Raw genomic sequence first — 25171 nt, forward strand, 5'->3', positions numbered from 1 at the left:
TTGTTACTCGACATTTACAATTAGGGACTGTAAAAAGCCAACGCCATATTGCCATACAGGCATCACCACGGTTGTCATGCCTTCAACTGGAAACATTGAGGTGTGGGCAAAAGATCTTGATGCTGGCAGTTACGACAATTGTTCTGACCAGGGGAATTTGCGTTTTAGCTTTACAAGTGATGGACTGACACCTTCCTTGTCTTTCTCTTGTTCTGATATTACAAATGGCAAATCTCAGGAATTTGAACTTGAAATCTGGGTCATTGATGAATCTGGAAATGAAGATTATTGTACAACGACATTAATGATTCAGGATAACTCTGGCAACATTTGTCCCGATAGATCCCCATTTAGTGCAGGAGGAGTCGGAATCGCAACTCCAGGTCTACGAGTGAATAAACCACAACTGTATCAGAATGTTCCCAACCCATTTTCTGAGACGACAAATATTGACTTCAATCTTCCCGAGACCATGGAGATAACCTTAAAACTCTTTGACATTACGGGAAAGGAAGTTTATTCTCATCAGGGTGTTTATTCCCGCGGTATGCACCGTCATACCATTGCAGCAGGACTACTCCCAGATACGAAAGGAGTTATCTTCTATCAGTTGCAGACACCGAAAGGTATTTTGAATATGCGAATGATTCGGGTAGAATAATTTGAACTGATTGCAAAATGATAAACGGGCCAATGAATGAATTGGTCCGTTTTTATTAATAAGAATAATTTATACACTTCTCAAGCGCTCCGCTGCAGTTTCCGGCGTAATGTCTCTTTGGGGGTAGGCAAATAACTCATATCCTACCATAAATTTTTTAACACTTGCTGACCGGAGCAATGGCGGATAGAAGGACATGTGCATATGCCATTCCGGATGATCCAGGCCATCAGTAGGGCTTTGGTGAATGCCGGATGAATATGGGAATGAAGTGTTAAAAACCAGGTCATAACGTTGGGTAAGATCCTTCAGAATTGCTGCAAATTGATTTTTTTCTTCTTCTGTAAGCAGTCCAAGGTGGGGCACGTGCCTTCGGGGGATGATCATCGCTTCAAAAGGCCAAACTGCCCAAAAAGGTACAAGCGCAACAAACCCAGGGTTGGTGGCGATGATCCGTTCTTTGAGCGTCAACTCTTGTTTGAGATAGTCCTTAAGTAGGCTGGAGCCGTTTTGCCTGTAATATTCCTCCTGTTTATGACTCTTTTTGAGGACCTCCGTAGGTATGGATCGCTCTGCCCAGATTTGACCATGGGGATGGGGGTTGCTGCATCCCATGATTTCTCCTTTGTTCTCAAATATCTGAACGTGGTTAATGGTTGGATTTCGTCCTATTTCGAGGTATTGCTCCTGCCACACATCGATCACCTTGCGAATAGCAGGCAATCCCATTTCAGGAAGAGTCAGCGAGTGATCCGGTGAAAAACAAATGACTTTACAAACACCTGTTTCGCCCTCCGCATGTAAAAAGCCTTCGGTATAACTTGCCTTGCTGCTATCGGGTAATAAAGCTGCAAAATCATTAGTGAAGACATAAGTATCACTATAGTCGGGGTTTATGGATCCGTTGGACCTGGTGTTACCCGGACATAAATAACATTTAGGGTCAAAGCGTGGTCTGGTTCCCACGTGTGGCGTTTCCTGTTTGCCTTGCCAGGGACGTTTATTTCGGTGTGGGGATACCAATACCCATTCGCCGGTTAAAATATTGTAGCGTCGATGTGGATCCTGGCTGAAATTGAGTTCGGGCATTTTCTAATCCATTTAATCTTAAAGGTACAGCAGTAGAGCAGAATCACCAAAATGTTCGTCCAACGACCTCCGGGTCGCTTGATTCCAAAAAAAAAGGCTGTACGAATACAGCCTTTCTTGTGGTATTATTTTCAGGATCAGCTCTTAGGACCCAATGTTTTGTTCTTATGCATTTCGTACAATTTGCCAATGTTGGGTACAACAATGATTTCTGTACGACGATTCTTAGCCAGTGAATCCGCGTCGGTACCTTCAGCGGTAGGCATAAACTCGGCCCGGCCGGCAGCAGTAAGTTGCTTTGGATCTACGCCCATCTTGATCAACTTACGCACAACTTCAATACTGCGGGCAGCACTCAGATCCCAGTTGTCCTGGTATTTGTCCGTATGAATGGAACGCTTGTCCGCATGACCTTCAACGATAAAGTGCATATCAGGATTAGCTTTCAGCATGGTAGCAATTTTGTCCAGTGTTTCCTGGTCGTCTTTACTAACCACAGCAGACCCGGTTTTAAAGTTGATAGGATCATCCATGTCGACGTATAGCATGTCTTCCAGTTCAACCAGACGTTGATTGGATTCCAGTACGGCGTCTTCTACGGTGGTGAATGCCTCATCCATAGCAGAACGGATCTGATTAATTTGTACTTGCTTGTCATTCAGGTTTTTCTCAACATCTTTCAGTTGGGTTTCTGTAGATGAAAGCTGGGTACGGACCTGACTGATGTTTTGATCAAGGGTGGCTTTTTCGCTGTTAAGCTTGGTGTTCTCTTCTTCCAGCATGTTCACTTTTTGCTCAATCTTGGCCATGCTGGCAGCAAGTTCATCCTTTTCACTTTGCAGTGCATTGAATTTCTTTGTGCTTACACATGAAGACAACAACACAAGCAATAACAATGGTAGCATCCAAATCTTCGTCTTTTTCATTATGCGCCTTTTTAAAGAATTATGTAAGAGTCTTTTCCTCCCCAAAAATAGGGGTCAAAACCTAATATTCATAATATTCACGCGAAGTTGCGTCGCATGAAGTGAATTTAATCCAAAGCATTAACCTCCAATGCCGTCGATTGACCTCTCAGGTTCATCAATAACGGTTTCCGGCAACCCCCTCGTCAATGAGCGACTCCAGGCGTTTCAGGTGTTGGTCCTGAAGTCTGATCTCCTGGGAGCTCCAATTTTCTTCCAGCCGTGGTATGCTCCTGGTTCCCGGTATGGCGGATATCGGGATGTCCCTGGACAATAACCACGCAAGCGCTACCTGTGCCGGCGTAACATTCAATTCTGTGGCAACCTCGGCTACGGCATCGGCTAACTGTATGTTTTTCGCAATCGCTTCTTCGGAAAACCGGGGGTTCTGCAACCTCCAGTCACCCGGCTCCAGATCTTTTCGTGAGCGGATCGAACCAGAGAGAAATCCACGACCCAGTGGACTGTAGGCTACAAAGCCGATATCCAGCCGCTTTAGGGTAGGAATGATTTCAGCCTCTACTTCTCTGGACCACAGGGAATATTCTGTTTGCAGGGCACTGACAGGGTGTACTGCGTGTGCCCGGGCAATTGTTTCCGGATCGGCTTCCGACAATCCGATATAGCGAACTTTGCCTGCTTTTACCAGTTCGACCATGGCGCCCACGGTTTCTTCGATGGGTGTCTTTGGGTCAACCCGGTGCTGGTAATAAAGGTCAATGTGGTCGGTACCTAGGCGTTTCAGGGAAGCTTCGCAACTTGCCCTGACATAGGATGCACTTCCTTTTGTGCCCAGCCAGCTACCGTCTTCTCCCCGGGAGATCCCAAATTTAGTGGCCAGGGTGATTTGGTTTCTGCGTCCCCGTAACGCTTTGGCCAGAAGTTGTTCATTGGTAAACGGACCATACATATCGGCGGTGTCCCAAAAGGTGCAGCCGATATCAACAGCCCGGTCCAGCACCGCCAGGTTATTGGCTTCTGATGAAGAACCATAGAAGTCCGACATGCCCATGCAGCCAAGACCAATGGCTGGCACCTGCAGGCCTTGTGATCCTAATTTAACCGTTGACATGATTTATTTCCTTTTTCAATGTTAGGGGAGAAGACTCCTCAAGCCGCCAATCTAACAACCTGATTAAGTTATGGTTTGGAGTTACCGGGAGTTTATGCAGGATGGATGTGCTCCGTCAATCGGTTTGCTGCACTTTTTGGGCTTTTTGCTCAATCGCCGAAAATACCCGTAAATAATTTTCACAAGTAATTTTTTTTAACTCTCTTTTGGACCAACCACGCTTGGCTAGTTCAATTAAAACCTTTGGAAAGCAAGACACATCTTCAAGCCCTGGTATGGGATAATCCATCCCATCGTAGTCACCACTGATGCCAATGTAATCTATACCAATTAATTTTTTTACGTAATCAAAATGATCCGCAACATCAGATACCGTCACCAACGGCATCGGATATTTCTTTTCCCATGCTTCCATAGTTTCTTGAAGTTTCGCATTGTCTCCTGGAAATTCTTTCATGAAAGCATAATAAAGTGAATCTCCCTGATTCATCCATCGGCTAAACGACATGCTGCTGTGTTCAGCAACCATGTCAATCATAATCAATCCTCCATTCGATTTCAACTTGAGTAAAATGGTGTCGGGCACGTTGCGGTTAACATCGCTTAATTTTCGTACGTTGGAATGACTGAAGATCACCGGAGCTTTTGAGATCGCCAAAATATCACTCATCGACTTAGCGGAGATATGGCTCATGTCAATGATTATCCCAAGGTTGTTCATTTCCTGAACGAATTCTCTCCCCAATGCTGAAAGGCCATTGTTCCGTGGTTCATCATCGCTGCCATCTGCAAGTTCGCTGGTGTGATAAGTGAAGGTCACACAGCGCAATCCCAGCTTGTAATATGTACGGAGCAAAGAAGTTTTATTCTGTAAAGCATCAGACCCTTCAAGCATGGGAAGTAACGCAATTTTACCCTTATTCATTGCTCTTCCCATTTCATAAGAGCTTCGTACAATTTCTAAATCGCTGGTATAGGTATTTTGAAGGCGGTAGAGTAAGTCATAAGCGTCCAGTAAACTGCTTAGTGAATCACTTGCCACATTAATCTGCACACCACCCACACCGCCTTTCCGCCATCTGGGAATATCAGTCTGTCCTGCTGTAATCTGGTCCAGGGGGTAATCATCAATGTCCTGCGGGCACTTGGGAAGATGTTTGTAGTTGCAGCCATAATACCAGGCAAATAAATCATTATGACCGTCTATTATTGGCGAATTTCTTAATACAGAGGCTACAATTTTTTCGGCTTTGGCTTCACTTCTCGGATATTCGTTCTGCGCTTGAACGAGGCAATTGACAAAAATCAAAAGTGACAATAGGTGTAGCCTTTTCATATAAATTTTTTCCTCTGTGTTAAGCGTGTTTACCTGGATTTGCCTACGTTCTCGAATAAAGAAAGATAATGAAAAACAACAGGTTGGTTCCTTGAAGATTTTATGGATTGGAAAAATGCAGAGGCATACTGCTTGAAATATGGGGTTAAAGGCTAGAACAAGTGACTTCACATTGAGATGCGTGGTAAAAAGAATGGAATAAAAAAGCCCAATACGAAGTGCCGGGCTTTCTCTTTGGAGTGGAAGAGGAAGTCGAATCCCGCTTGGGCGGAACAAGTACTGCGTCCGTCAGCTGACTAAATGAGTCGACGAGTTAGGTAGTAAAAACGAAAAGGGAACCCAAAAATTGGATTCCCTTTCCTTTTGTAGCGGAGGCAGGACTCGAACCTGCGACCTTCGGGTTATGAGCCCGACGAGCTACCAACTGCTCCACCCCGCGATGTAATATCTGTTTGACTAAACAAACAGGGATGCAAATATACGAAATCAATTTTCAAAAGCAAGCCTCCATATGCATTTTGTAAAATTTAGATGGACGTTCCGACTAAACGGTAATTTCTTTACAACGAAATCCCGGCATTCGTTAATTTCAATGGCTATGAAGAACAAACCCTTACAAATCGTCTGTCTGGGAGCTGGCTATCTGACCATCCATGCCGTACGGACCTTGATGAAAAGCATTCGCAAAGGCATCGTAGAAGTTTCCGTTATCGACCGTAACAATTACCATGTCTTCCATGGATTGGTGGCGGAAGTCTTGACAGGTAAACTTTCACTCGGAGATATTGTAAGCCCAGCCAGAAAACTGTTTAAAGGTCTTGACTTTATTAATGGGGAGATCGAGTCAGTGGACTTTGAAGCCAAAGAAGTCGTTACAACCCGCCTTTTGGATGGGAAACGCTTCCGGATCAACTACGACCACCTGATCATTGGCATGGGTTCTACCGATGATCTGGATAAATATCCCGGTGTTTCGGAAAACACCTTTCGGCTAAAAGTGTATTCTGATGTGGTGAGCTTAAGAAATCACATCATTTCCTTATTCGAATATGCATCCATAGAAGAGGACCCAGAAGAACGCAGGGAACTGCTCACCTTTGTCATCGCTGGAGGCAATTATGCCGGTATCGAGGTTGCCGTGGAACTGGATGAATTTGCGGGTGATATGACCAGATATTATTTTCCCCAGATCGGATATGAGGAGGTCCGCATCATTGTGCTGCATTCCGGTGCATTCATCCTTCCGGAACTGGGTGAACGGTTTCCCGGATTGCTTAAATATGCTGAAAAAAAGATCAGTGAAACCAATATTCAGATCCATTATAATGAACGGATCCAGTCCGCAACACCTGTTTCTGCCCGCACCAACAAAGGACTTGAGATCAGTTCCAGGACCATCATCAGTTGTGTAGGTAATGCACAATCACCTTTATTCGACCAATGGCCGGTAGAGCGGCATGAATCGGGCCGGTTGTTGACCGATGCCTATTTCCGTTTGGCTGGAAAGGAAAACCTGTGGGCAGGGGGAGATTGCGCCGCTGCTCCGCATCCGAAAGGAGGATATTGTCCCCCTCTGGCGATTTATGCGATGAAAGCCGGAAAACAAATTAGCAAGAATATTTTGCGCTCAATCCACAATAAACCCCTTGCTCAATATCGCTTTACCGGTTTGGGAGATGCCTGCACGCTGGCACACCGACGTGCCGTAGGGCATTTGTATGGTATCCCCTTCTCCGGGTGGCTAGCCTGGGTGGCCTGGCGGATTTTTATGTTCAAGTATTTGCCGATCTGGGAAAAGAAGATACGCACGGCAATTGACTGGTGTATCTGGCCTTTCGTAGGAAGGGATATTGCAAGTTACCAATCGGATAAGCAGCTGCAGGTTAAGGAGCTTTTTTTTGAACCAGGACAGGATGTGATCGTTGAAGGAGAAGATGGAAATACCATGTTTATTATTTATGAAGGTGAGGCAGCTATATCCAAAGAAGGTCATGAGCTTGGTCAGCTCAAACGAGGCGATTATTTCGGTGAGCTGGACGTTTTAGGAAAAGGGACACGAAGCTCAACCGTTAAATCCATAACCCGGTTAAGGTTGCTGGAAATACGCAAACATCTGGTTACCAAACTGAAAAAGGCCCTGGAGTAGGCCCTGACCGAATCAGCTTACCGCTCTTGTCAGAGATCATGACCCGGATCCAGGCGAAATCATACGGAAATGCCTAAATTTTTTTCATCTTTAGCCACAGCCAAACCAAAATATCTCGATAATGCGACCATCTTTTCTTGTTGGTGGAGTGCGCACCCCTATCGGTAAATTCGGTGGAACATTAAGTACAGTACGAGCCGATGATCTGGCTGCCGGCGTGATACGTCATCTGGTCGATCGGTACGGACGAATCCCCTTTGAAGAATATGATGATGTGTTACTGGGATGCGCAAACCAGGCCGGTGAGGATAACCGGAATGTAGCCCGCATGGCACTGCTTTTGGCAGGGTTGCCCTGGTCGGTACCCGGAGAAACCATCAACCGGCTTTGTGCCAGTGGAATGAGTGCCGTCATCCACGCGCACCATGCCATAACCAACTCCGATGCAGACCTGCTGATCGCCGGAGGTGTCGAACATATGACACGGGCCCCCTGGGTGCTTTCCAAATCAGCGATGCCATTTGGCCGTGATGTTGAGCTATTTGATTCCTCCTTCGGCTGGCGGTTTATCAATCCCAACATGCATGAGCGATTTGGCACTGACAGCATGGGTGCGACTGCTGAAAACCTGGCACAGGCTTATCACATCAGCCGCGAAGCCCAGGATGCTTTTGCGTTATCTTCACAAATAAAAGCGAGTGCCGCAGATGCAAGTGGACGGCTGGCGGAAGAAATTGTTTCCGTCGAGATCCCCAGACGAAAAGCAGATCCGCTTCTTTTTGAAAAGGATGAGTTTATTAAACCACAAACCACACTGGAAGGGCTCTCGAAACTGAATCCTGCCTTTCTGACCGCTGCGGAAGGTGGTACCGTGACCGCCGGTAATTCTTCCGGGTTGAATGATGGTGCCATTGCGCTTTTGATCGCGAGTGAAGATGCAGTCCATCGCCATCAACTTGAACCGCTGGCCAGAATTGTCGCTTCTTCAGTCGTTGGTGTCGAGCCTCGAATGATGGGAATCGGACCGGTGCCGGCTACGAGAAAATTATTGGCTAAGACCGGACTCACACTGGGTGACATGGACATTATTGAAATCAACGAGGCATTTGCTGTTCAGGTCCTGGCCTGCCTCCAGGAGCTCGGCCTGCCCCAGGATGATCCGCGTATCAACCCGAATGGAGGTGCCATTGCCCTCGGGCATCCACTAGGCATGACCGGTGCACGCATCCTCCTTACAGCAGCACTGGAACTGGCCAATCAAATGAAACGCTATGCCCTGGTAACCATGTGTGTCGGGGTCGGACAGGGATATGCCGTATTATTAGAAAGAAGCTAATCAGACATGCAGCAACTGGAACATTTTATTGAAGGTAAATGGCAAAAAGGAGCAGGCCAGGGCAAGATTCTGTATCATGCCATCACCGGAGATCCCATTTATCGTGCAGCAGGTGATGGTATCGACCTGGGCAATGCGCTGGAATACGGACGCCGCGTCGGAGGCCCTGTATTGCGTGGAATGACATTCCACGAAAGGGGACGGATGCTGAAAAAGCTGGCATCCTATCTATACACCATGAAGGAAAATTATTACCCCATTTCTTATCAGACCGGGGCTACCCGCGCAGACAGCTGGTTTGATATCGAAGGAGGTATCGGGAATTTATTTTCCAATGCCAGCCTGAGGAGACAATTTCCGGATCAACCTTTCTATACGGAAGGCGATGCGGTCCCGAGTTCAAAAGGTGGTACCTTCATCGGGCATCACATCATGGTTCCCCGCGAAGGCATCGCCATTCACATCAATGCCTATAATTTTCCCATCTGGGGCATGCTGGAGAAAATAGCGGTCAATCTGCTGGCAGGTGTGCCGGCTATTGTAAAACCGGCCACAGTCACGGCTTACCTGACCGAAGCCATGGTGCGCGATATTGTCAACTCCGGTATATTGCCTGACGGCGCTTTGCAGTTGATTGCAGGTGGCGGCCGTGGTCTCCTTGATCACGTCATGTACCAGGATGTGGTCACCTTCACAGGATCTGCAACTACTGGCCTGCAGCTTAAATCACATCCGCGTGTGCTAAGCGAAGCAGTGCCATTCAATCTGGAGGCCGACTCATTAAACTGTACGATTCTCGGAGATGATGCTTACCCTGGTACTCCGGAATTTGATTTATTCATCAAGGAGGTGCGTAAAGAGATGACCATCAAATGTGGTCAGCGATGTACGGCAATACGCAGGATATTGGTACCTGAAAAATTGACCGGGGATGTCCAGGCGGCACTTGTTTCCGTATTGCAAGAGACCACGATCGGTGACCCGCAGCGGGAAGGCGTACGGATGGGTGCGTTGGTCAGCCGGGATCAGGTTGCCGAAGTTCGTGAACGTATCACCCAATTGACCCAGTCGGCCAAGATCGTTTATGGCGACCCGCACCAGGTGGAAGCCCACGCCGCCGATCCCGGGAAAGGAGCTTTCATGAGTCCCATTTTGCTGAGAGTGCATGACCCTTTCCATCAGGTAGCGGTACATGAGGTTGAAGCATTTGGTCCGGTGAGTAGTCTGATTCCTTACCGGGACCTGGATGAAGCATTGATGCTGGCCCGCATGGGCAAAGGATCACTGGTAGCCAGCATGACGACATACGATGATGCCCTGGCCCGGAAGTTTGTCCTCGGAGCTGCGGCCCATCACGGGCGATTGTTAATCCTGAACAGAGATTGTGCGAAAGAGTCCACTGGTCACGGGTCACCCTTGCCCACGTTGATCCACGGAGGGCCGGGCCGGGCCGGAGGGGGAGAAGAAATGGGCGGTAAACGGGGCGTATTGCATTATCTGCAGCGCACCGCTATCCAGGGAAGTCCCACCACCATAACGCATGTCACAGGCATTTATCAGCGGGGTAGTAAGGTGACTCACGATGAGGTGCACCCGTTTCGTCGTTATTTTGAAGACCTTGAGATTGGCGGGCAGTGGATCACTGCAAAACATACGGTGACCGAGGCCGACATTGTTAACTTTGCAAATGTAAGTGGGGATCACTTCTACGCACATGTCGATGAAACTTCTCTCGAGGGTACCCTTTTTGAACGGCGGGTTGCACATGGATACTTCCTGTTGGCTAAAGCTGCCGGATTATTTGTTGAGCCACGCAAAGGACCTGTATTGTTGAACTACGGCATCGATGAATGCCGGTTTACCAAACCGGTTTATCCGGGAAATACCATCGGGGTTAAACTGACTGTGAAAGAAAAAATTAACCAGGACAAAAGGGATGAAACCGATATTGCCAAAGGAATCGTAAAATGGGATGTGGAAGTCTATGATGAATCCAACGAGCCGGTAGCATTAGCCGTTGTTCTCACCATGGTTAAAAAAAGAAATCAGGATTGAGATGAAAGAGGGGTATGTGCAAACGACAGCCATCAACGATCGGGTGCGGCGGATCGAATTTTTTCATCCGGCCCATAATGCATTGCCCGGCAAGCTCTTGGCTGAACTGGAGCAAGCCATAAAAGCATTGGAGAATACACCAGGTATTGTTGCAGTCCTGTTGACCAGTGCCGGTGACCGGACGTTTTGTGCAGGTGCAGACTTTGATGAACTGGCGGCGATCAGGGACGAGGCCGGTGGATTCGAATTTTTCTCCGGATTTGCACGGATCATTAATGCCTGCCGGACCTCTTCAAAATTGATCATCGGCAGGGTGCAGGGTAAGGCTGTCGGCGGGGGAGTGGGTCTTGCTGCTGCAACCGATGTATGTTTTGCCACCATTGAATCGTCGGTTCGGCTCAGTGAATTAGCCATAGGCATCGGACCGTTTGTTATCGGACCTGCAGTAGAACGGAAGACCGGGAAGTCTGCATTTTCTACGATGGCCTGGAATCCCGAACAATGGTTTGACGCCCAATGGGCGAAGGACCAGGGGCTTTTTCAGGAGATCTACCAGGATATCAGCCTGATGGATCAGGCAATCACAGCTTATGTAGCCCAAATTGATCGTTATCATCCTGCTGCGATTGAAGCCCTGAAAATTGTAAATTGGGAGGGGACAGAACATTGGGATCAGCTATTGGCGGACCGTGCCAGGATAAGCGGAAAGCTGGTCTTATCCGATTTTGTCAAGCATAAAATTCAAAGCATTCAAAACAAGATTAAACGTCAGGAATAATGAAATCAGCTTATGTCATTTCGGCTGTTAGAACCCCTTTAGGTAGTTTCGGCGGTCAGCTGGCTATGTTTGGTGCAACAGCACTGGGTAGCAAAGCCATTGAAGGTGCACTTGCCGTCGCCAACATCGACCCGGGAGCCGTTGAAGAAGTATTTATGGGTAATGTGGTTTCGGCAAATGTGGGGCAGGCACCTGCAAGACAGGCAGCTCTGGGTGCGGGGATCCACATCAACGTGCCCTGTACCACTATCAATAAAGTGTGTAGCTCCGGAATGAAATCCATCATGTTTGGTGCACAGGCCATCCAACTGGGTCTTGCCGATGTGGTTGTTGCCGGAGGCATGGAATCAATGTCCAATATTCCGTATTACATTCCCAATGCCCGCTGGGGATATAAATACGGTGGAGGAGAGCTGATCGACGGATTGCAGCGCGACGGTCTTAATGATGCTTACGGTCATGAACCCATGGGTATCTATGCGGACCGGACTGCAGAAAAATACAATATCTCCAGGGAAGCACAGGACGATTTTGCCATCAAGTCTTACCAGAAAGCGGCCCGGGCAACAGAATATGGCAAGTTCAGAAACGAGATAGTAGGGATTCCGATACCGCAACGCAAGGGGGATCCGGTGATGATGACCGAAGATGAAGAATTCCACCGGGTTCAATTTGACAAGATCCCGGCCCTAAAGCCGGCTTTTTCCAAGGGAGGCACCGTGACGGCTGCCAATGCCTCAACCATCAACGATGGTGCGGCAGCACTTGTACTCGCGAGCGAGGATGCCATTAAAAAATACGGTCTGAAACCCATTGCCCGCATCGTGAGCTATGCCGATGCCGCCCATGAACCGGAGTGGTTTACGACTGCACCCGCCCTGGCAGCACCGAAAGCCCTGCAGCGTGCGGGATTGACTAAAGAGGACATTGATTATTACGAAGTCAATGAAGCCTTTGCTGTGGTGACCATGGTCTTCAATCAGATCCTCGACATCGATCCCGAGAAGGTGAACGTGAATGGTGGTGCGGTGTCCCTCGGTCATCCATTAGGTGCTTCCGGCGCTCGCATCGTCTGTACCTTACAGCATGTATTACAGGACCACGATGCCAAATACGGCCTGGCAACACTGTGTAATGGTGGTGGCGGAGCTTCTGCAATTATTCTGGAAAAGATCTAGGATTCCTGGCAGGTTTTCATTTAAATCTGAATGGTAAAGCAGGTGCCCTGACCGGGGATGGAAGTGGCAAAAATATGACCTTTATGCATCTGGACGATTTGGCGGCTCAGGCTGAGCCCAATCCCGCTGCCATTTTTCTTGGTTGTGAAAAATGGAACAAATATTTGATCAGCCAGTGAATCGGAAATGCCGGACCCATTATCCAGGATGGAGATCTCCACTGCGCCTTGAGAATTTTTAATAATGGCTACCTGCAGGACCGGATCATCCGTCTTCGTCATGGCTTCCAACGCATTCTTGATTAGATTGATAAAAACCTGTTCCATCAGATCCGGATCCATCAATGCTGTGACCGGATAGGTAGGATATCGCTTTTCGATCGTGATGTGTCGTTCCTGAATGTCCTTGGTGAACAGGACGAATGTTTGATCCAGCAGGTTCGTGGGATCTATTTGTTGAAACTTGGGAGGAGGTATCTTGGTCAGCTGGCGGTAGGTTTCCGTAAAATGCAACAGACCATTACTCCGCCGCTCAATGGTTTGAATGGACTTTCTGATGTCTTCCTGTACATTGGCTTCTTCCAGTGAATCGGAATTAAGCATTTCATTGGTCATGGCAGCCAGCGACACCACCGGGGTGATCGAATTCATGATCTCATGAGTAAGGATCCGGATCAACTTCTGCCAGGAGTCGACCTCCTGCTGTTCCAGTTCCGCATGGATATTCTGCAGGGCAAACAAGTGCAGAGGTTCGTCCCGGAGCTTCAGGATGGTCTTCCGGATGGCTATTTGTTTGATTTGATTTTCAATGACCAGCTTGACAAGCTTTTTCTCCCCGGGTTGAATATTTTGGAGTGCATCGTACAGGTTAACATTGTATCGTTCGACCGCTGAGAAGTTGGGGAAATAGGATTTGTGGAGTAATTGCTGGATGCCCTTGTTCATCAGGACAGTTTTACCGTTCTGCTCGAAGCAAATCAGTCCGGCATCTACATTTTCAACAATGGCTTGTAAATATTGAAACTGAGCCTCCTTCTCCGACCGGATATTGCGGAATTTTTCATTGACCAGATTAAATGCACTGTGAAGATCCTGGTAACTATCCTGTACATTTTTATTTTCCGGATAACTGACTGCATAATCGTTGTAGCGGATATTGGATAAGAAGGTTGCCACCTCCGAATTTGTCTTGTCAACAAGACGAAACAGCCGCCAGATCAAAATTCCGGTCAGCGGGATAAAGAGCATCAGATGCATTTTTAATCCATCCCTCTGCCACAGGTATGTAAAGAGCAAAATCAGGATGAGGATGGCAATGAGGAAGGAAACGACCTTGACTTTAAAATGTTGGAACATTAACGATGTTTAGGACAATCCGAATTTTTCCAGACGACGATATAAAGCAGCTCTTGTGAGCCCCAGGTCTTCGGCTGCCCGGGTGATGTTGCCTTTATGCAAATGCAATGCTTTTAAGACATACTGACGCTCCATATGGTCCAAATTTAAGGATTGGTCTTCATCGGTGGTGGTATAGATCCCTTCTTTTTGTAACAGGATGTCTTCCGCACGCAACGTATTGGAGTCAGCCAGGATCACCGCCCGTTCGATGACATGCCGCAATTCCCGGACATTGCCGGGCCAGTCGTGCAATTCGAGTTTATGGATGGCTTCCGGAGCAAAGGCCAATTCAGGTTTTTGATATTTCCTGGCATTTTGCTCAAGGAAAACACTGGCCAGGATGGGGATATCACCAATGCGCTCTCTCAGGGGTGGGAGCTGGATGGCCACGGTGTTGATGCGATAGAGTAAATCCTGCCGGAAAGCTTTTTGCTGGACCATCTCGTGCAGTGGCATGTTGGTGGCACTGATCAACCGGATATCGACGGGAACAGGTTGATTGGATCCTACCGGCGTAACTGCTTTATTCTGGATGGCGGAGAGCAGCTTACTTTGAGAGGCCAGTGACAGGTTGCCGATTTCATCCAGGAAGAGCGTGCCCTGATGAGCCGATTGAAAACGGCCAATGCGGTCTTCCCGGGCATCGGTAAAGGCTCCCTTCTTATGTCCGAATAATTCGCTTTCAAGTAAAGCTTCCGGAATAGATCCCAGATCCACATTGATAAATACTTCATTGTGTCGTGAGGAAGCGCGATGAATGGCACGGGCGACCATCTCCTTACCGGTTCCGTTTTCGCCCAGTATCAGCACATTGGCATCGGTGGTAGCTACCTTATCAACGGTACGGAAGACCTCCTGCATGGCCGGTGACTGTCCGATGATCTCGCCGGACTGCTGATACAACTGTTCGGTGAGGACCTGACGTGTTTGCTGGAGTTGTTTGATCTCCCGTTTGGATAAACTGATCGAGAGCGCCGACTCAACAGCCGAAAGCAGTTTTTCATTTCGCCAGGGCTTCTCTAAAAAATCGATGGCACCGATTTTTAGGGCATTAACCGCTATTTCAATATCCCCGTGCGCGGTGATGACGATGACCTGGGTTTGGGGACGTATCTCCTTGATCTTGCCCAACCAGTGCAAGCCTTCTTCTCCTTTGATCGCCCCCTTGTTGAAGTTGAGGTCTAGCAACACAAGATCGGGCTCGTACTGACGCAATAACCGGGGTAAATGGTAGGGATTCGACTCCGTATAGAGATGACTGACCCTGGATTTAAGCAACATTTTCAGGGTGAGGAGGATGTCTTCCTCGTCATCCACGATGAGAACGGTACTCTCCAGCTGAGAAGCGATTTTCATGCGTGTTTGGTTCACAATTGGATCCTGGTTGGTTAAATATACGGCAATCTGTCCGAAATCGAACACTATTGCTAAGACGTAGCAATGTCCCAAAACGTTGCAAAGGGTAGCTGATTTTTTGTGAATAACTTATGCAGAAGCCCGAGGGGGCCTATGCAATCCGGTACACCGGTACAGTCTCTGCTTTACCCCGTAGTTCCAGGTCGCCCACGCGTTCGGCAGGATAAGGAGTCGATTCAAGCTGCATGATCAGTGGACCGGTGGCGGCCAGCTTGGCTTCGATCCGGTTGCACATCTGCTCAACCCTTGAGGTTGTATTCAGCACATCGCCGGAATATTTAATGCTTTTTTTGATCTTACCCATCTCCCCGATGATCACCAGCCCGCAATGAACGGCTGCCTTGAATGCCGGCACCACCCCGAACTTCTCCAGGTATACACCTCTTTTACCTTGAATTTCATTCTCGATGTCAAAAAAGCATTTCAGACATCTGGACTGGTTTAGCCCGTCAGACATTTTCCAGCAAACCACAATTTCATCCCCCACGTATTCGACGACTTCTCCGCGGTTGGTCTCGATAGCGGTTGCCAGGTCGTGAAAGAAATCGTTCAGCAACTGGTAGAAACGTGCATTGCCCAGGTTTTCAGCCAGCGTGGTTGAGCCATTCAAATCAAGAAACATAAAGATCCTGGGTTCTTCCTTCGGATGGAAATATTTGCCCGAGATCAGCCGGAGCAATTCCTGGATGCTGAATCGTTCGGTCAATTGTATGAAGAATATGGATATCAGTGCCAACACTAAAAAAGGAGTCACCGGATGCCAGAAGGAGGTGGAAGTAATGAAATGCATCGTTTTCTGCCAGCCATCGGCAGTAAACAAACCGTCTCCGGAAAGTACCGTATTAAATAACCAGGAGGTACCGGTGATGATAATGAATAGAACACCGCTATAAAGGATCATCTTCAGGATCAAACCCATCCAGAACTTTGTCCGTGCTACGATGGACCTGAAGAGGAATAATTCAAGAACTCCCAGTAAAAGTCCCCCACAGCCAAGAGCAATGGATGCCGCCATCAGATTCTTGCTGAATTGGTAGTTGGACATCGGAGTTGTATCGAGTACCCCTGGATAATTGGTGAGGAAGAGGTATTCGTGCAGGGTGATCAAACATCCGGCGATGAGCCACAACAGTGTTATTAAAGCCAGTTTAAATGCTTTGGGACGAAGGAACATCGGGTCAGGTTTTAGTCATCGAAGTATGATATCGGATTTCATTTCCTTAAAGTAGACGTTGGACTCAACGGAATCGTTGCAATTTTTGAGAAAATGTAACCTTTTGCGTGATCTGGTTGTCCGATATCGAACATGCGATCGTTCATTTTCGCACAGAAAATTATATATTATAAAATATTTAATCTGTAAATGAATGATATCCAAATATATAAAAGTTTGGCATGGCTTTATTATATAATAAGTAAGAAGAAAAGGTTTAAAGAACACTGAATGGACCGTAAGATAGAAAAGAAGACCTGGACATGGCAACGCATAGCAATCATCGTCGCCGTCGTTGGAATTGCCGCGTATTTGATCTCCACTATGGTGAAGTCAGCCGGCACTTCAAAACTGAATGTACAATCGGAGCGCCTGCTATTGGACACCATCAAAACCGATGTGTTCCAGGAGTATATTCCCGTTACCGGGGTCGTAGAACCGATCAAGACCATTTACCTGGATGCTGTGGAAGGCGGGAAGGTGGAAGAGCGACTTGTCGAAGATGGTGCAATGGTTAAGAAAGGACAAATGATCCTCCGGCTTTCCAATCCGGACCTGATGTCCAACTTTCTGAATCAGGAGGCTAACATCATTTCGCAGATCAACCAGATCCGGAACACCTCACTCCTGATGGAACAGCAGAGCCTGAACCTTAAGGAACAGGCGCTTAATGTCGTGTACCAGATCGATCTGACCAGCAAAAGGCTTGAACGCAACAAACAACTCTATGCGAACAATGTGATCGCCAAAGTAGATCTCGAGGAAATGGAAGACGAATATGAGAACCTCCTGCGCCGCAACGATCTGTTGAAAAAAACCATCGCAAAGGACAGTGCTTACCAGGCCCTGCAACAATCACAGATGGAATCCTCTCTGGACCTTATGCAGCGAAACCTGGAGATTACCCGCCAGAGCCTGGAGAATCTGGTGATCAAGGCGCCCATCGATGGTCAGCTTTCCGGATTGAATCTGGAGATCGGTGAATTGGTCACGGAGGGTGAAAACATTGCAACCCTCGACAACCTGGAAAATTTCAAAATTCAGGTACGTGTGGATGAATACTACATCTCCCGGGTATTCCTGAATCAGGAAGGCTCCTTTCAGTTTGCCGGGAAATGGTACAATCTGCGCATCGCCAAGATCTATCCCCAGGTTACCAATGGTGCCTTCCTGGTAGATATGGTATTCACTGATGAGACCCCGACCGGGATCAAAAGAGGTCAGTCGGTTTCTGTGAAACTGGAACTCAGTGCCGAAGAGCGTGTCATGTTGATCGCTCGTGGAGGATTTTATCAGACGACCGGTGGCAACTGGGTGTACGTCATCGACCCGGCTACCGGTAATGCCCGCAAACGCACCATCCGCCTCAACCGTCAAAACCCTAATTATTATGAGGTAACCAGCGGTTTGAATGAAGGTGATGTGGTCATCGTCTCCAGCTATGAGAATTTCGGAGACAAAGACGAACTGGTATTGAAATAATTTAAGCTTAAATCATATCGATATGATCAAAACAGTAAATCTGACTAAAGTGTACCGGACCGACGAGGTCGAGACAACCGCTTTGAACGGTGTCAATATTGACATCAAAGAAGGCGAGTTTGTCAGCGTTATGGGACCCTCGGGATGCGGTAAATCAACCTTACTCAACGTATTGGGGATGATTGACAACCCAACTACCGGAGAGTACTTGTTCAATGGAGAAGAGGTTGGCCATCTCTCCGAGCGGAAACGTTCCAACGTACGTAAACACAACCTGGGTTTTGTGTTTCAGAGCTTTAACCTGATAGACGAACTGACCGTGTATGAAAATGTGGAGCTCCCGATGCTCTATACCAAAGTGCCTTCTGCCGAACGTAAGAAAAGAGTGGAAGAATTGCTGGAAGGTATGAACATCATGCACCGCCGCAACCATTTTCCCCAACAGCTTTCCGGGGGGCAGCAGCAGCGGGTAGCCGTGGCTCGGGCCATCGTCAACAAACCCAAGCTGATCCTTGCCGACGAACCTACCGGTAACCTGGACTCTGCCAACGGGGATGAGGTCATGAAGATCCTTGCCGACCTGAATGCGACCGGAACCACCATCCTGATGGTTACGCACTCCCAGTACTGCGCCGAATTCGGCAACCGCATCATCCGTATGCTGGACGGCCAGGTCGTTACGGAAAATGTGGTGAAGCAATATTTGTAGGCAGAGAGCATGGAGCATGGAGCAAGGGGCATGGAGGATGGAGTAGAGAGCATGAAGGTGTAAGCAAGGAATGCGTGTGACGGACTGTATAATTGTGAGGCAAAATTGAATAAAAATAACCGTGGCAAAATTCAGATTCGAAGATCTTGAAATTTGGAGGGAAGCCATATCTATTGCCTCAGATTTATTCAGGATAGCCCGAAATCTTGAAGAGCAAAAATTATTCAGATTCGCGGATCAACTGCGAGGTTGTGGTATTGGTATTCCCAATAATATAGCGGAGAGTACTGGTACTTCAATGATCAAAGAACAACAACAGTTGCTTCGTTATGCCAAACGGGAATGCTTTGAAGCTGCTAATATACTTGTCATTCTGGTTAACGAATCCCTGGTATCTAATGAATCCAAGGATGAGTTATTTACCCGGATTGAAATATTGAGCAGAAGGATTCAATCATATTCAAACGCTTTGATAAAAGCAAAATAAAAGCAATTGAATCTTATAATACCTAGTCAACCAAAGGGGGACTATCTCAAGGTCCCATATTCTATACTAAGTACTTATGAAAATGACCAATAAAGAATACCATAAAATAATTGCATTACAATGTGGGTTTGAAGCTCCATGCTCCATGCTCCATGCACTATGCCTCCAAGCCTATGATCCAACTATCTAACATTGAACGCCTTTACACCACCGGCCTGCAGAAAACGTGGGTTTTACGGCAGGTGGACCTGACCATTAACCAGGGTGAATTTGTAACCATAATGGGTCCCAGCGGAGCTGGTAAAAGCACCTTGCTGAATATCATCGGGATGCTGGATCAGCCGAATAAAGGGGAATATTTATTTCTCGATGAGCCGGTATTTCAAATGAGAGAAAGGCATCGCAATGAATTGCACAAACAGTACATGGGATTTGTTTTTCAGGCTTACCATTTGATCGATGACCTGACCGTATACGAGAATATAGAGACCCCGTTATTATACCGGAAAGTAAAAAAGAATGAAAGGCAATCCATTATTGCTGAATTATTGGACCGGTTTAATATGGTGGCAAAAAAAGACTTGTTCCCGAGTCAGCTGTCCGGTGGTCAGCAACAAATCGTAGGTGTAGCGCGAGCCATCGCCGCCAAGCCGAAATTACTCCTGGCCGATGAGCCGACCGGTAATTTGCATTCTTCGCAAGGTGAGATCATTATGGACCTGTTCAAACAGTTACACGAGGAAGGGATGACCATCATTCAGGTTACCCACTCCGAAAAGTATGCGCAATACGGTACCCGAATTATTTTTATTGAAGACGGATTTGTACGAAACGATGAGCGAATAAACAGATAGTATTCGAACCTGATAAAATGAAATTATATGTTCTTTAATTATTTTAAGATCGCATTTCGCCAGCTTAAAAAGAACCGGCTATTCAGTTTCACCAACATAGCCGGTTTAAGTATTGGAGTGGCATCCTGCCTGCTTATTTTACTCTTTATTGCTTACGAGCTGAGCTTTGACCGCTGGATCCCGAATATCGACCGGATCGTCCGACCTCATGCTGAAATTAATTTTGGAGGAAACGAAGATGCGTACCCTTTTGTGGGTAGCATTGTTGGCCCGGACGCTGCAGCGCAACTGCCGGAAATCGAATCGTGGTCCAGAGTTCGTACGTATGGAGGCTACCTGGTCAAAGTAGATCAGACCAATCAGCAAAATAATCTGGAAAGGCAGGTGATGAGTGTGGATAACGCATTCATCAATTTATTTTCATTGAAGATGCTGGCCGGTGATGCCGGTAGTGCACTGAACGAACCCAATACGTTAATCCTCTCCGCGTCCGCGGCCAAAAAATATTTTGGAACACCGGAAGCAGCCCTGGGTAATAATTTATTACTGGATAATGAAAAGATCTGGAAAGTAAACGGAGTTTATGCGGACATACCACCGACCACCCATTTCCAGGCAGATATGCTGCTTAGTTTAGCTGGAAATGAAGAAATCAAGAAGGAGTCTCCATTATGGGCAACGAGCAATAATTTTTATACCTATTTCTTATTGCGAAAAGGTGTGGATTATGATGAATTCAAACAAAAATTCCTGAATCTATCCAGAGAAAAGATCAGCATTACAGCCAGGCAATTACTTGGAATGACACTTCAGGAGTTTGAAGCTACCGGTCAATATGCCCGTATGGATCTGGACAAGGTGGCTGACATCCATCTGTATTCAAAATTAGGTGGAGAATTATCCCCTGGAGGGAATATTCGCTACATCTATATTTTTGGTGCGATTGCCATATTTATATTGTTGATCGCCTGCATTAATTTCATGAACCTGACCAGCGCCAAATCTTCTCAGCGAAGTATGGAAATAGGTGTTCGTAAGGTCATGGGTAGCAGTAAGCAGAACTTGTTTTCCCAGTTCCTCAGTGAGTCTTTTTTAATGTCTTTTTTGGCAGTGGTAGTGGCAGTGATTATTGCATTACTGGCACTGCCCGCATTTAATACGCTCACGGCCAGGCAAATTACCATGCCGTGGACCAGTCCGGTTTTCTGGGCCTGTCTGATTGGCGGAATATTGATAACCGGATTCTTAGCAGGGGGTTATCCTGCCATGGTCCTGGCAAGTTTTGACCCCATCCGTTCTTTGAAGGGTCAGAAATTAAAATCTGCAGGCCGGATTAATTTACGCAGCGTCCTGGTGGTCTTTCAGTTTATGATCGCCATCGTGCTTATCGTGGGATCCATCCTCATCTACCGGCAACTGAACTACATTCAGAACAAGGATCTGGGATTTGATAGAGAACAAATCCTGATTATCAACAACACGTACGCCCTTGGGGACCAGATCCAATCCTTTAAGAACCGTATCCTGAGCCAGCCGGAGGTGAGCAGTGCCACCATCAGCAGCTATCTTCCGGTGCCCTCAAGCTACAGCAACAGTACCTACACCAAAACACGGGAATTCAGACAGGACCAGTCCATCAATATGCAAGAGTGGAATGTGGATTTCGATTATGCCAAAACGCTGGATCTCAGGATGGCTGAAGGTCGTTTCTTTGACCCAAAATTTCCGACCGATAGCTTTGGAGTGGTTATCAATGAAGCGGCAGCCAAAATCCTCAATTTCCCTGATCCTCTTGGTCAGAAGCTCTATGGCATAACCGGTCAGTTGTCCGGCCCGCCCAAGCCGGAAGACTTTACAGAATACACCATTATCGGGGTAGTAAAGGATTTTAACTGGCAAAGTTTGCATGACAAGGTCGGCGCCTTAAGTATGTTTTTGGAGCCTTCACGGGGATTGGTTTCCGTACGCTATCAGGCGAAGGACAGTAAGAACCTGATCCAGTCAATCGAAGGGATGTGGAAGGAGATGGCACCTTCGCAACCATTCTCGTACCGGTTTATGGATGAGTCATTCAGCCGGATGTACGAATCCGAACAACGGATCGGTAAGATCGCTCTGATCTTTGCATTTCTGGCCATCCTGGTTTCTTGTCTTGGCCTGTTTGGCCTCACACACTTTGTTACCGAATTACGTCGTAAAGAGATCGGTATCCGTAAGGTTTTGGGTGCAACGACAGAATCCATCGTGCGGATGTTGAATAAAGAATTTTTGATCCTGGTATTGATCGCACTGTGCATAGCGACGCCGATTGCCTGGTACGCCATGAATAAATGGTTGTCGGATTTTGCTTACCGGGTAGCTATTTCCTGGTGGGTATTTGCGTTGGCGGGTATCATTGCCCTGAGCATCGCTCTGCTCACTGTCAGTTTCCAAAGCCTGAAAGCTGCACTCGCCAATCCGGTGAAGAGCATTAAAAGTGAATAATTAAACACTTTCCGGGATGCCCTTGCCACATGAATGTATGAGGAGGCGCATCAACCCTGAAAAATAAAGATCAAAAATCGGGATAAGCGATAGGAGCTGGATAATCGGTGTGAATTACACGAATACCAAAATCAAAAAGAAATAATTCATGTTGCAGTCATTTTTAAAAATAGCCTGGAGGAACATTATTCGCAGTAAGGGATTTTCCTTCATCAATATTATGGGTCTGGCTATAGGTATGGGCAGTAGCATGTTGATCCTGATGTGGATTTCCAGTGAAGTGACGTATGAAAACTTCCATGAAAACGGGGATCGGATCTATGAGGCGTGGAATCGCGCAAATTTCAGTGGCAAATTGCAGTGCTGGAATACCACACCAAAAATATTGGCTAGAACGGTAGAGAAAGATTTACCGGAGGTTGAGCAGGCTGCAAGGGTTGACTGGAGCAGCCACTTCCTGTTTAGCGTTGGCGACAAGCGAATCACCGAAAAAGGTAATGTAGTCGATTCCAATTTTCTGCAGATGTTCACATTTCCGCTGTTGAGGGGCGAGCCGGAAACGGTTCTCAAGGAGCATAATTCCATCGTGCTGACCAGGTCTTTCAGTAAAACGCTATTTGGTGATGAGGACCCCATGGGGCAAATCATCAAAATCGACAACGATCAGGACTTTAAGGTTACGGGTATCCTGGAAGAATTGCCTAATAATACGCTGTTTAGTTTTAAATATCTGGTGCCTTGGTCGTACAAGCGCTCCCTCGGTGATGATGATAGTTACTGGGGGAACAACAGTACCCGCACGTACGTGATGTTAAGACCCAATGCATCCATCGTTTCAGCAAATGAAAAGATGAAAGCACTAAAGCCGAAATACGACCCAGAGGATCCGACCTGGGAAATGTTTCTTTACCCCATGGCCAAATGGCGTTTATACTCCAGTTTTACCGATGGAATAGAAGATGGGGGAGGACGCATTGCCTACGTCAGATGGTTCGGTGTCATCGCGCTGTTCATCCTGTTGATTGCCTGTATTAATTTTATGAATCTGAGCACTGCCCGGAGTGAACGTCGGGCGAAGGAAGTTGGCATCCGCAAGGTGGTAGGTGCCCGGAGAAAAGGATTGGTCAGTCAGTTTATCGGTGAGTCGGTTCTGATGGCATTTATTGCAGGTGTCCTGGCCCTCGTGCTGGTTTCGGTTAGCTTACCCGCATTCAACCGGCTAACGGGTAAATCCCTGCAAATCGATTTTACCAATCCCTATTTCTGGATGCTGTTTTTGGGATTCATCCTGCTTACCGGCATGTTGGCGGGCAGCTATCCCGCCTTTTTCTTGTCCTCTTTTCAGCCATTGAAGGCTTTGAAAGGTGCCATGAATAAGGTGAACACGCTGGTGACTCCGCGAAAGGTACTGGTCGTTTTGCAGTTTACTTTTGGCATCGTCCTGATGATCTGCACCATCATTGTCCGGCAGCAAATCAATTATGCCCAACAACGGGAGACCGGATACAACAAGAACAATTTGATCTACCACCCATTTACGGGAGATATCAGCAAGAATTACCGGTTGATAAAAAGTGAATTGCTATCAAGTGGTACCGCTACCTCGGTAGCTGTGACCAGTGCTCCTATTACCCAGAGCTGGAGCGATGGTTGGGGCCAGGAATGGGAAGGAAAAGACCCCAATGATAAAACCGACTTTTACCGGTACAATGAGGAAGAAGATCTGGGTGAAACAGTTGGTCTGACGTTCGTCCAGGGACGGGATTTTGATTTGTCCCAATATCCTACCGACTCTACTGCCATGATCATCAATGAGACCTCACTTAAGGTGATGGGTTTCGATAATCCGATCGGACAAATCGTGAAGGATAACGGTCAGGAATGGCATATCGTGGGCGTGATCAAGGACTTTATTCTGACCTCCCCTTACCTGCCGACCCAACCCATGCTCATTTACGGGGCAAATTCCTGGTTTGAGACCCTGATGATCAAACTGAGTCACGATCATTCCACAGCAGATAATTTGAAAACGGCCGAAGCCATATTTAAAAAATACAATCCGGAATATCCCTTTAATTATCAATTTGTGGATGAGGAATACGCGCAGAAATTCGCCAATGAAAGGCGCACCGGCACACTGGCCGGATTATTTTCCGCACTGGCCATTTTGATCTCGTGCCTGGGATTGTTTGGACTGGCAACTTATATGGCGGAGAGCCGGATCAAAGAAATAGGTATCCGAAAAGTACTTGGAGCTACGGTGACCGGTTTGACCTCTTTATTGACCAAGGATTTTCTAAAACTGGTTTTGGTCTCCTTTGCCATAGCGGCTCCACTGGCCTGGTGGGCCATGCATCACTGGCTGCAAAGTTATCCCTACCATACCCCTATACGCTGGGAAGTATTTGCAATGACCGGTTTGCTCTCTGTTTTGATTGCTGTCGTGACAGTCGGTTATCAGGCGGTAAAAGCAGCATTAACCAATCCGGTAGGAAGCATAAAGAATGAATAGG

19 protein-coding genes and 1 tRNA gene are annotated in these 25171 nt (G+C 47.2%); 12 read left to right on the forward strand and 8 right to left on the reverse strand.

The features are described from left to right. Window positions 1-76 precede the first annotated feature (76 nt). Window positions 77-661, forward strand: a complete 585-nt coding sequence (locus tag H6570_03625) for a T9SS type A sorting domain-containing protein (protein MCB9318346.1) — start codon at window positions 77-79, stop codon at window positions 659-661. A 69-nt stretch (window positions 662-730) separates the two neighbouring features. On the opposite strand, the gene H6570_03630 is transcribed toward H6570_03625, so the two are convergent. From H6570_03630 to H6570_03650, 5 genes are all read right to left on the reverse strand, one after another. Further along, a complete protein-coding gene (locus H6570_03630; protein ID MCB9318347.1) occupies window positions 731-1750 on the reverse strand; it encodes a UDP-glucose--hexose-1-phosphate uridylyltransferase in 1020 nt (339 codons plus the stop codon). A 137-nt stretch (window positions 1751-1887) separates the two neighbouring features. Continuing rightward, window positions 1888-2676 carry an OmpA family protein gene (locus tag H6570_03635; protein ID MCB9318348.1) on the reverse strand — a complete coding sequence of 263 codons (789 nt, stop codon included), beginning with the start codon at window positions 2674-2676 and terminating at the stop codon, window positions 1888-1890. Between the two features lie 157 nt (window positions 2677-2833). Then, complete coding sequence (locus tag H6570_03640; protein MCB9318349.1) at window positions 2834-3787, reverse strand: aldo/keto reductase; 954 nt, start codon at window positions 3785-3787, stop codon at window positions 2834-2836. A gap of 115 nt (window positions 3788-3902) precedes the next feature. Beyond that, a complete protein-coding gene (locus tag H6570_03645) occupies window positions 3903-5123 on the reverse strand; it encodes a membrane dipeptidase (GenBank protein MCB9318350.1) in 1221 nt (406 codons plus the stop codon). Window positions 5124-5489: 366 nt separating this feature from the next. Further along, window positions 5490-5562, reverse strand: a tRNA-Met gene (locus H6570_03650). 159 nt (window positions 5563-5721) lie between these two features. Between H6570_03650 and H6570_03655 the strand changes: the two genes are divergently transcribed. From H6570_03655 to H6570_03675, 5 genes are all read left to right on the forward strand, one after another. After that, a complete protein-coding gene (locus H6570_03655; protein MCB9318351.1) occupies window positions 5722-7269 on the forward strand; it encodes an FAD-dependent oxidoreductase in 1548 nt (515 codons plus the stop codon). A gap of 121 nt (window positions 7270-7390) precedes the next feature. After that, on the forward strand, window positions 7391-8605 hold the full coding sequence (locus tag H6570_03660; protein MCB9318352.1) for an acetyl-CoA C-acyltransferase: 1215 nt from the start codon (window positions 7391-7393) through the stop codon (window positions 8603-8605). Window positions 8606-8611: 6 nt separating this feature from the next. Then, window positions 8612-10660 carry a phenylacetic acid degradation bifunctional protein PaaZ gene (paaZ, locus tag H6570_03665; protein MCB9318353.1) on the forward strand — a complete coding sequence of 683 codons (2049 nt, stop codon included), beginning with the start codon at window positions 8612-8614 and terminating at the stop codon, window positions 10658-10660. 1 nt (window position 10661) lies between these two features. Beyond that, window positions 10662-11438, forward strand: coding sequence for an enoyl-CoA hydratase/isomerase family protein (locus H6570_03670; protein ID MCB9318354.1), 777 nt, complete (start codon window positions 10662-10664; stop codon window positions 11436-11438). Further along, window positions 11438-12616: an acetyl-CoA C-acyltransferase gene (locus tag H6570_03675; protein ID MCB9318355.1), complete on the forward strand. Its 1179-nt coding sequence runs from the start codon at window positions 11438-11440 to the stop codon at window positions 12614-12616. Before H6570_03670 ends, H6570_03675 begins: the two co-directional genes overlap by 1 nt. 20 nt (window positions 12617-12636) lie before the next feature. On the opposite strand, the gene H6570_03680 is transcribed toward H6570_03675, so the two are convergent. From H6570_03680 to H6570_03690, 3 genes are all read right to left on the reverse strand, one after another. Continuing rightward, complete coding sequence (locus tag H6570_03680; GenBank protein MCB9318356.1) at window positions 12637-13971, reverse strand: GHKL domain-containing protein; 1335 nt, start codon at window positions 13969-13971, stop codon at window positions 12637-12639. 9 nt (window positions 13972-13980) lie between these two features. Next, window positions 13981-15369: a sigma-54-dependent Fis family transcriptional regulator gene (locus H6570_03685; protein MCB9318357.1), complete on the reverse strand. Its 1389-nt coding sequence runs from the start codon at window positions 15367-15369 to the stop codon at window positions 13981-13983. A gap of 151 nt (window positions 15370-15520) precedes the next feature. After that, window positions 15521-16603: an adenylate/guanylate cyclase domain-containing protein gene (locus H6570_03690; protein ID MCB9318358.1), complete on the reverse strand. Its 1083-nt coding sequence runs from the start codon at window positions 16601-16603 to the stop codon at window positions 15521-15523. Window positions 16604-16873: 270 nt separating this feature from the next. Here H6570_03690 and H6570_03695 point away from each other — a divergent pair, with 270 nt between their 5' ends. The 6 genes from H6570_03695 to H6570_03720 all read left to right on the forward strand — a co-directional run bounded on the left by H6570_03695 (window position 16874) and on the right by H6570_03720 (window position 25170). Then, the gene (locus H6570_03695; protein MCB9318359.1) at window positions 16874-18124 is read left to right on the forward strand and encodes an efflux RND transporter periplasmic adaptor subunit; all 1251 of its coding nucleotides are present in this window, start codon (window positions 16874-16876) and stop codon (window positions 18122-18124) included. 22 nt (window positions 18125-18146) lie between these two features. After that, on the forward strand, window positions 18147-18833 hold the full coding sequence (locus H6570_03700) for an ABC transporter ATP-binding protein (protein ID MCB9318360.1): 687 nt from the start codon (window positions 18147-18149) through the stop codon (window positions 18831-18833). Window positions 18834-18954: 121 nt separating this feature from the next. Beyond that, the gene (locus H6570_03705; protein MCB9318361.1) at window positions 18955-19320 is read left to right on the forward strand and encodes a four helix bundle protein; all 366 of its coding nucleotides are present in this window, start codon (window positions 18955-18957) and stop codon (window positions 19318-19320) included. A gap of 173 nt (window positions 19321-19493) precedes the next feature. Further along, window positions 19494-20174 carry an ABC transporter ATP-binding protein gene (locus H6570_03710; protein ID MCB9318362.1) on the forward strand — a complete coding sequence of 227 codons (681 nt, stop codon included), beginning with the start codon at window positions 19494-19496 and terminating at the stop codon, window positions 20172-20174. A gap of 27 nt (window positions 20175-20201) precedes the next feature. Next, the gene (locus H6570_03715) at window positions 20202-22658 is read left to right on the forward strand and encodes an ABC transporter permease (GenBank protein MCB9318363.1); all 2457 of its coding nucleotides are present in this window, start codon (window positions 20202-20204) and stop codon (window positions 22656-22658) included. A 148-nt stretch (window positions 22659-22806) separates the two neighbouring features. Then, window positions 22807-25170: an ABC transporter permease gene (locus H6570_03720; protein ID MCB9318364.1), complete on the forward strand. Its 2364-nt coding sequence runs from the start codon at window positions 22807-22809 to the stop codon at window positions 25168-25170. The last annotated feature ends 1 nt before the right edge of the window (window position 25171 follow it).

It is taken from the genome of Lewinellaceae bacterium, from assembly GCA_020636135.1.
Classification (GTDB): domain Bacteria; phylum Bacteroidota; class Bacteroidia; order Chitinophagales; family Saprospiraceae; genus JAGQXC01.

Coding starts and splice junctions, on each gene's coding strand:
- H6570_03635 (MCB9318348.1), bottom strand. CDS start 2,676: ATGAAAAAGACGAAGATTTGGATGCTACCATTGTTATTGCTTGTGTTG.
- paaZ (MCB9318353.1), top strand. CDS start 8,612: ATGCAGCAACTGGAACATTTTATTGAAGGTAAATGGCAAAAAGGAGCA.
- H6570_03700 (MCB9318360.1), top strand. CDS start 18,147: ATGATCAAAACAGTAAATCTGACTAAAGTGTACCGGACCGACGAGGTC.
- H6570_03625 (MCB9318346.1), top strand. CDS start 77: ATGCCTTCAACTGGAAACATTGAGGTGTGGGCAAAAGATCTTGATGCT.
- H6570_03640 (MCB9318349.1), bottom strand. CDS start 3,787: ATGTCAACGGTTAAATTAGGATCACAAGGCCTGCAGGTGCCAGCCATT.
- H6570_03630 (MCB9318347.1), bottom strand. CDS start 1,750: ATGCCCGAACTCAATTTCAGCCAGGATCCACATCGACGCTACAATATT.
- H6570_03680 (MCB9318356.1), bottom strand. CDS start 13,971: ATGTTCCAACATTTTAAAGTCAAGGTCGTTTCCTTCCTCATTGCCATC.
- H6570_03660 (MCB9318352.1), top strand. CDS start 7,391: ATGCGACCATCTTTTCTTGTTGGTGGAGTGCGCACCCCTATCGGTAAA.
- H6570_03695 (MCB9318359.1), top strand. CDS start 16,874: ATGGACCGTAAGATAGAAAAGAAGACCTGGACATGGCAACGCATAGCA.
- H6570_03645 (MCB9318350.1), bottom strand. CDS start 5,123: ATGAAAAGGCTACACCTATTGTCACTTTTGATTTTTGTCAATTGCCTC.
- H6570_03670 (MCB9318354.1), top strand. CDS start 10,662: ATGAAAGAGGGGTATGTGCAAACGACAGCCATCAACGATCGGGTGCGG.
- H6570_03675 (MCB9318355.1), top strand. CDS start 11,438: ATGAAATCAGCTTATGTCATTTCGGCTGTTAGAACCCCTTTAGGTAGT.
- H6570_03655 (MCB9318351.1), top strand. CDS start 5,722: ATGAAGAACAAACCCTTACAAATCGTCTGTCTGGGAGCTGGCTATCTG.
- H6570_03720 (MCB9318364.1), top strand. CDS start 22,807: ATGTTGCAGTCATTTTTAAAAATAGCCTGGAGGAACATTATTCGCAGT.
- H6570_03715 (MCB9318363.1), top strand. CDS start 20,202: ATGTTCTTTAATTATTTTAAGATCGCATTTCGCCAGCTTAAAAAGAAC.
- H6570_03690 (MCB9318358.1), bottom strand. CDS start 16,603: ATGTTCCTTCGTCCCAAAGCATTTAAACTGGCTTTAATAACACTGTTG.
- H6570_03685 (MCB9318357.1), bottom strand. CDS start 15,369: ATGAAAATCGCTTCTCAGCTGGAGAGTACCGTTCTCATCGTGGATGAC.
- H6570_03710 (MCB9318362.1), top strand. CDS start 19,494: ATGATCCAACTATCTAACATTGAACGCCTTTACACCACCGGCCTGCAG.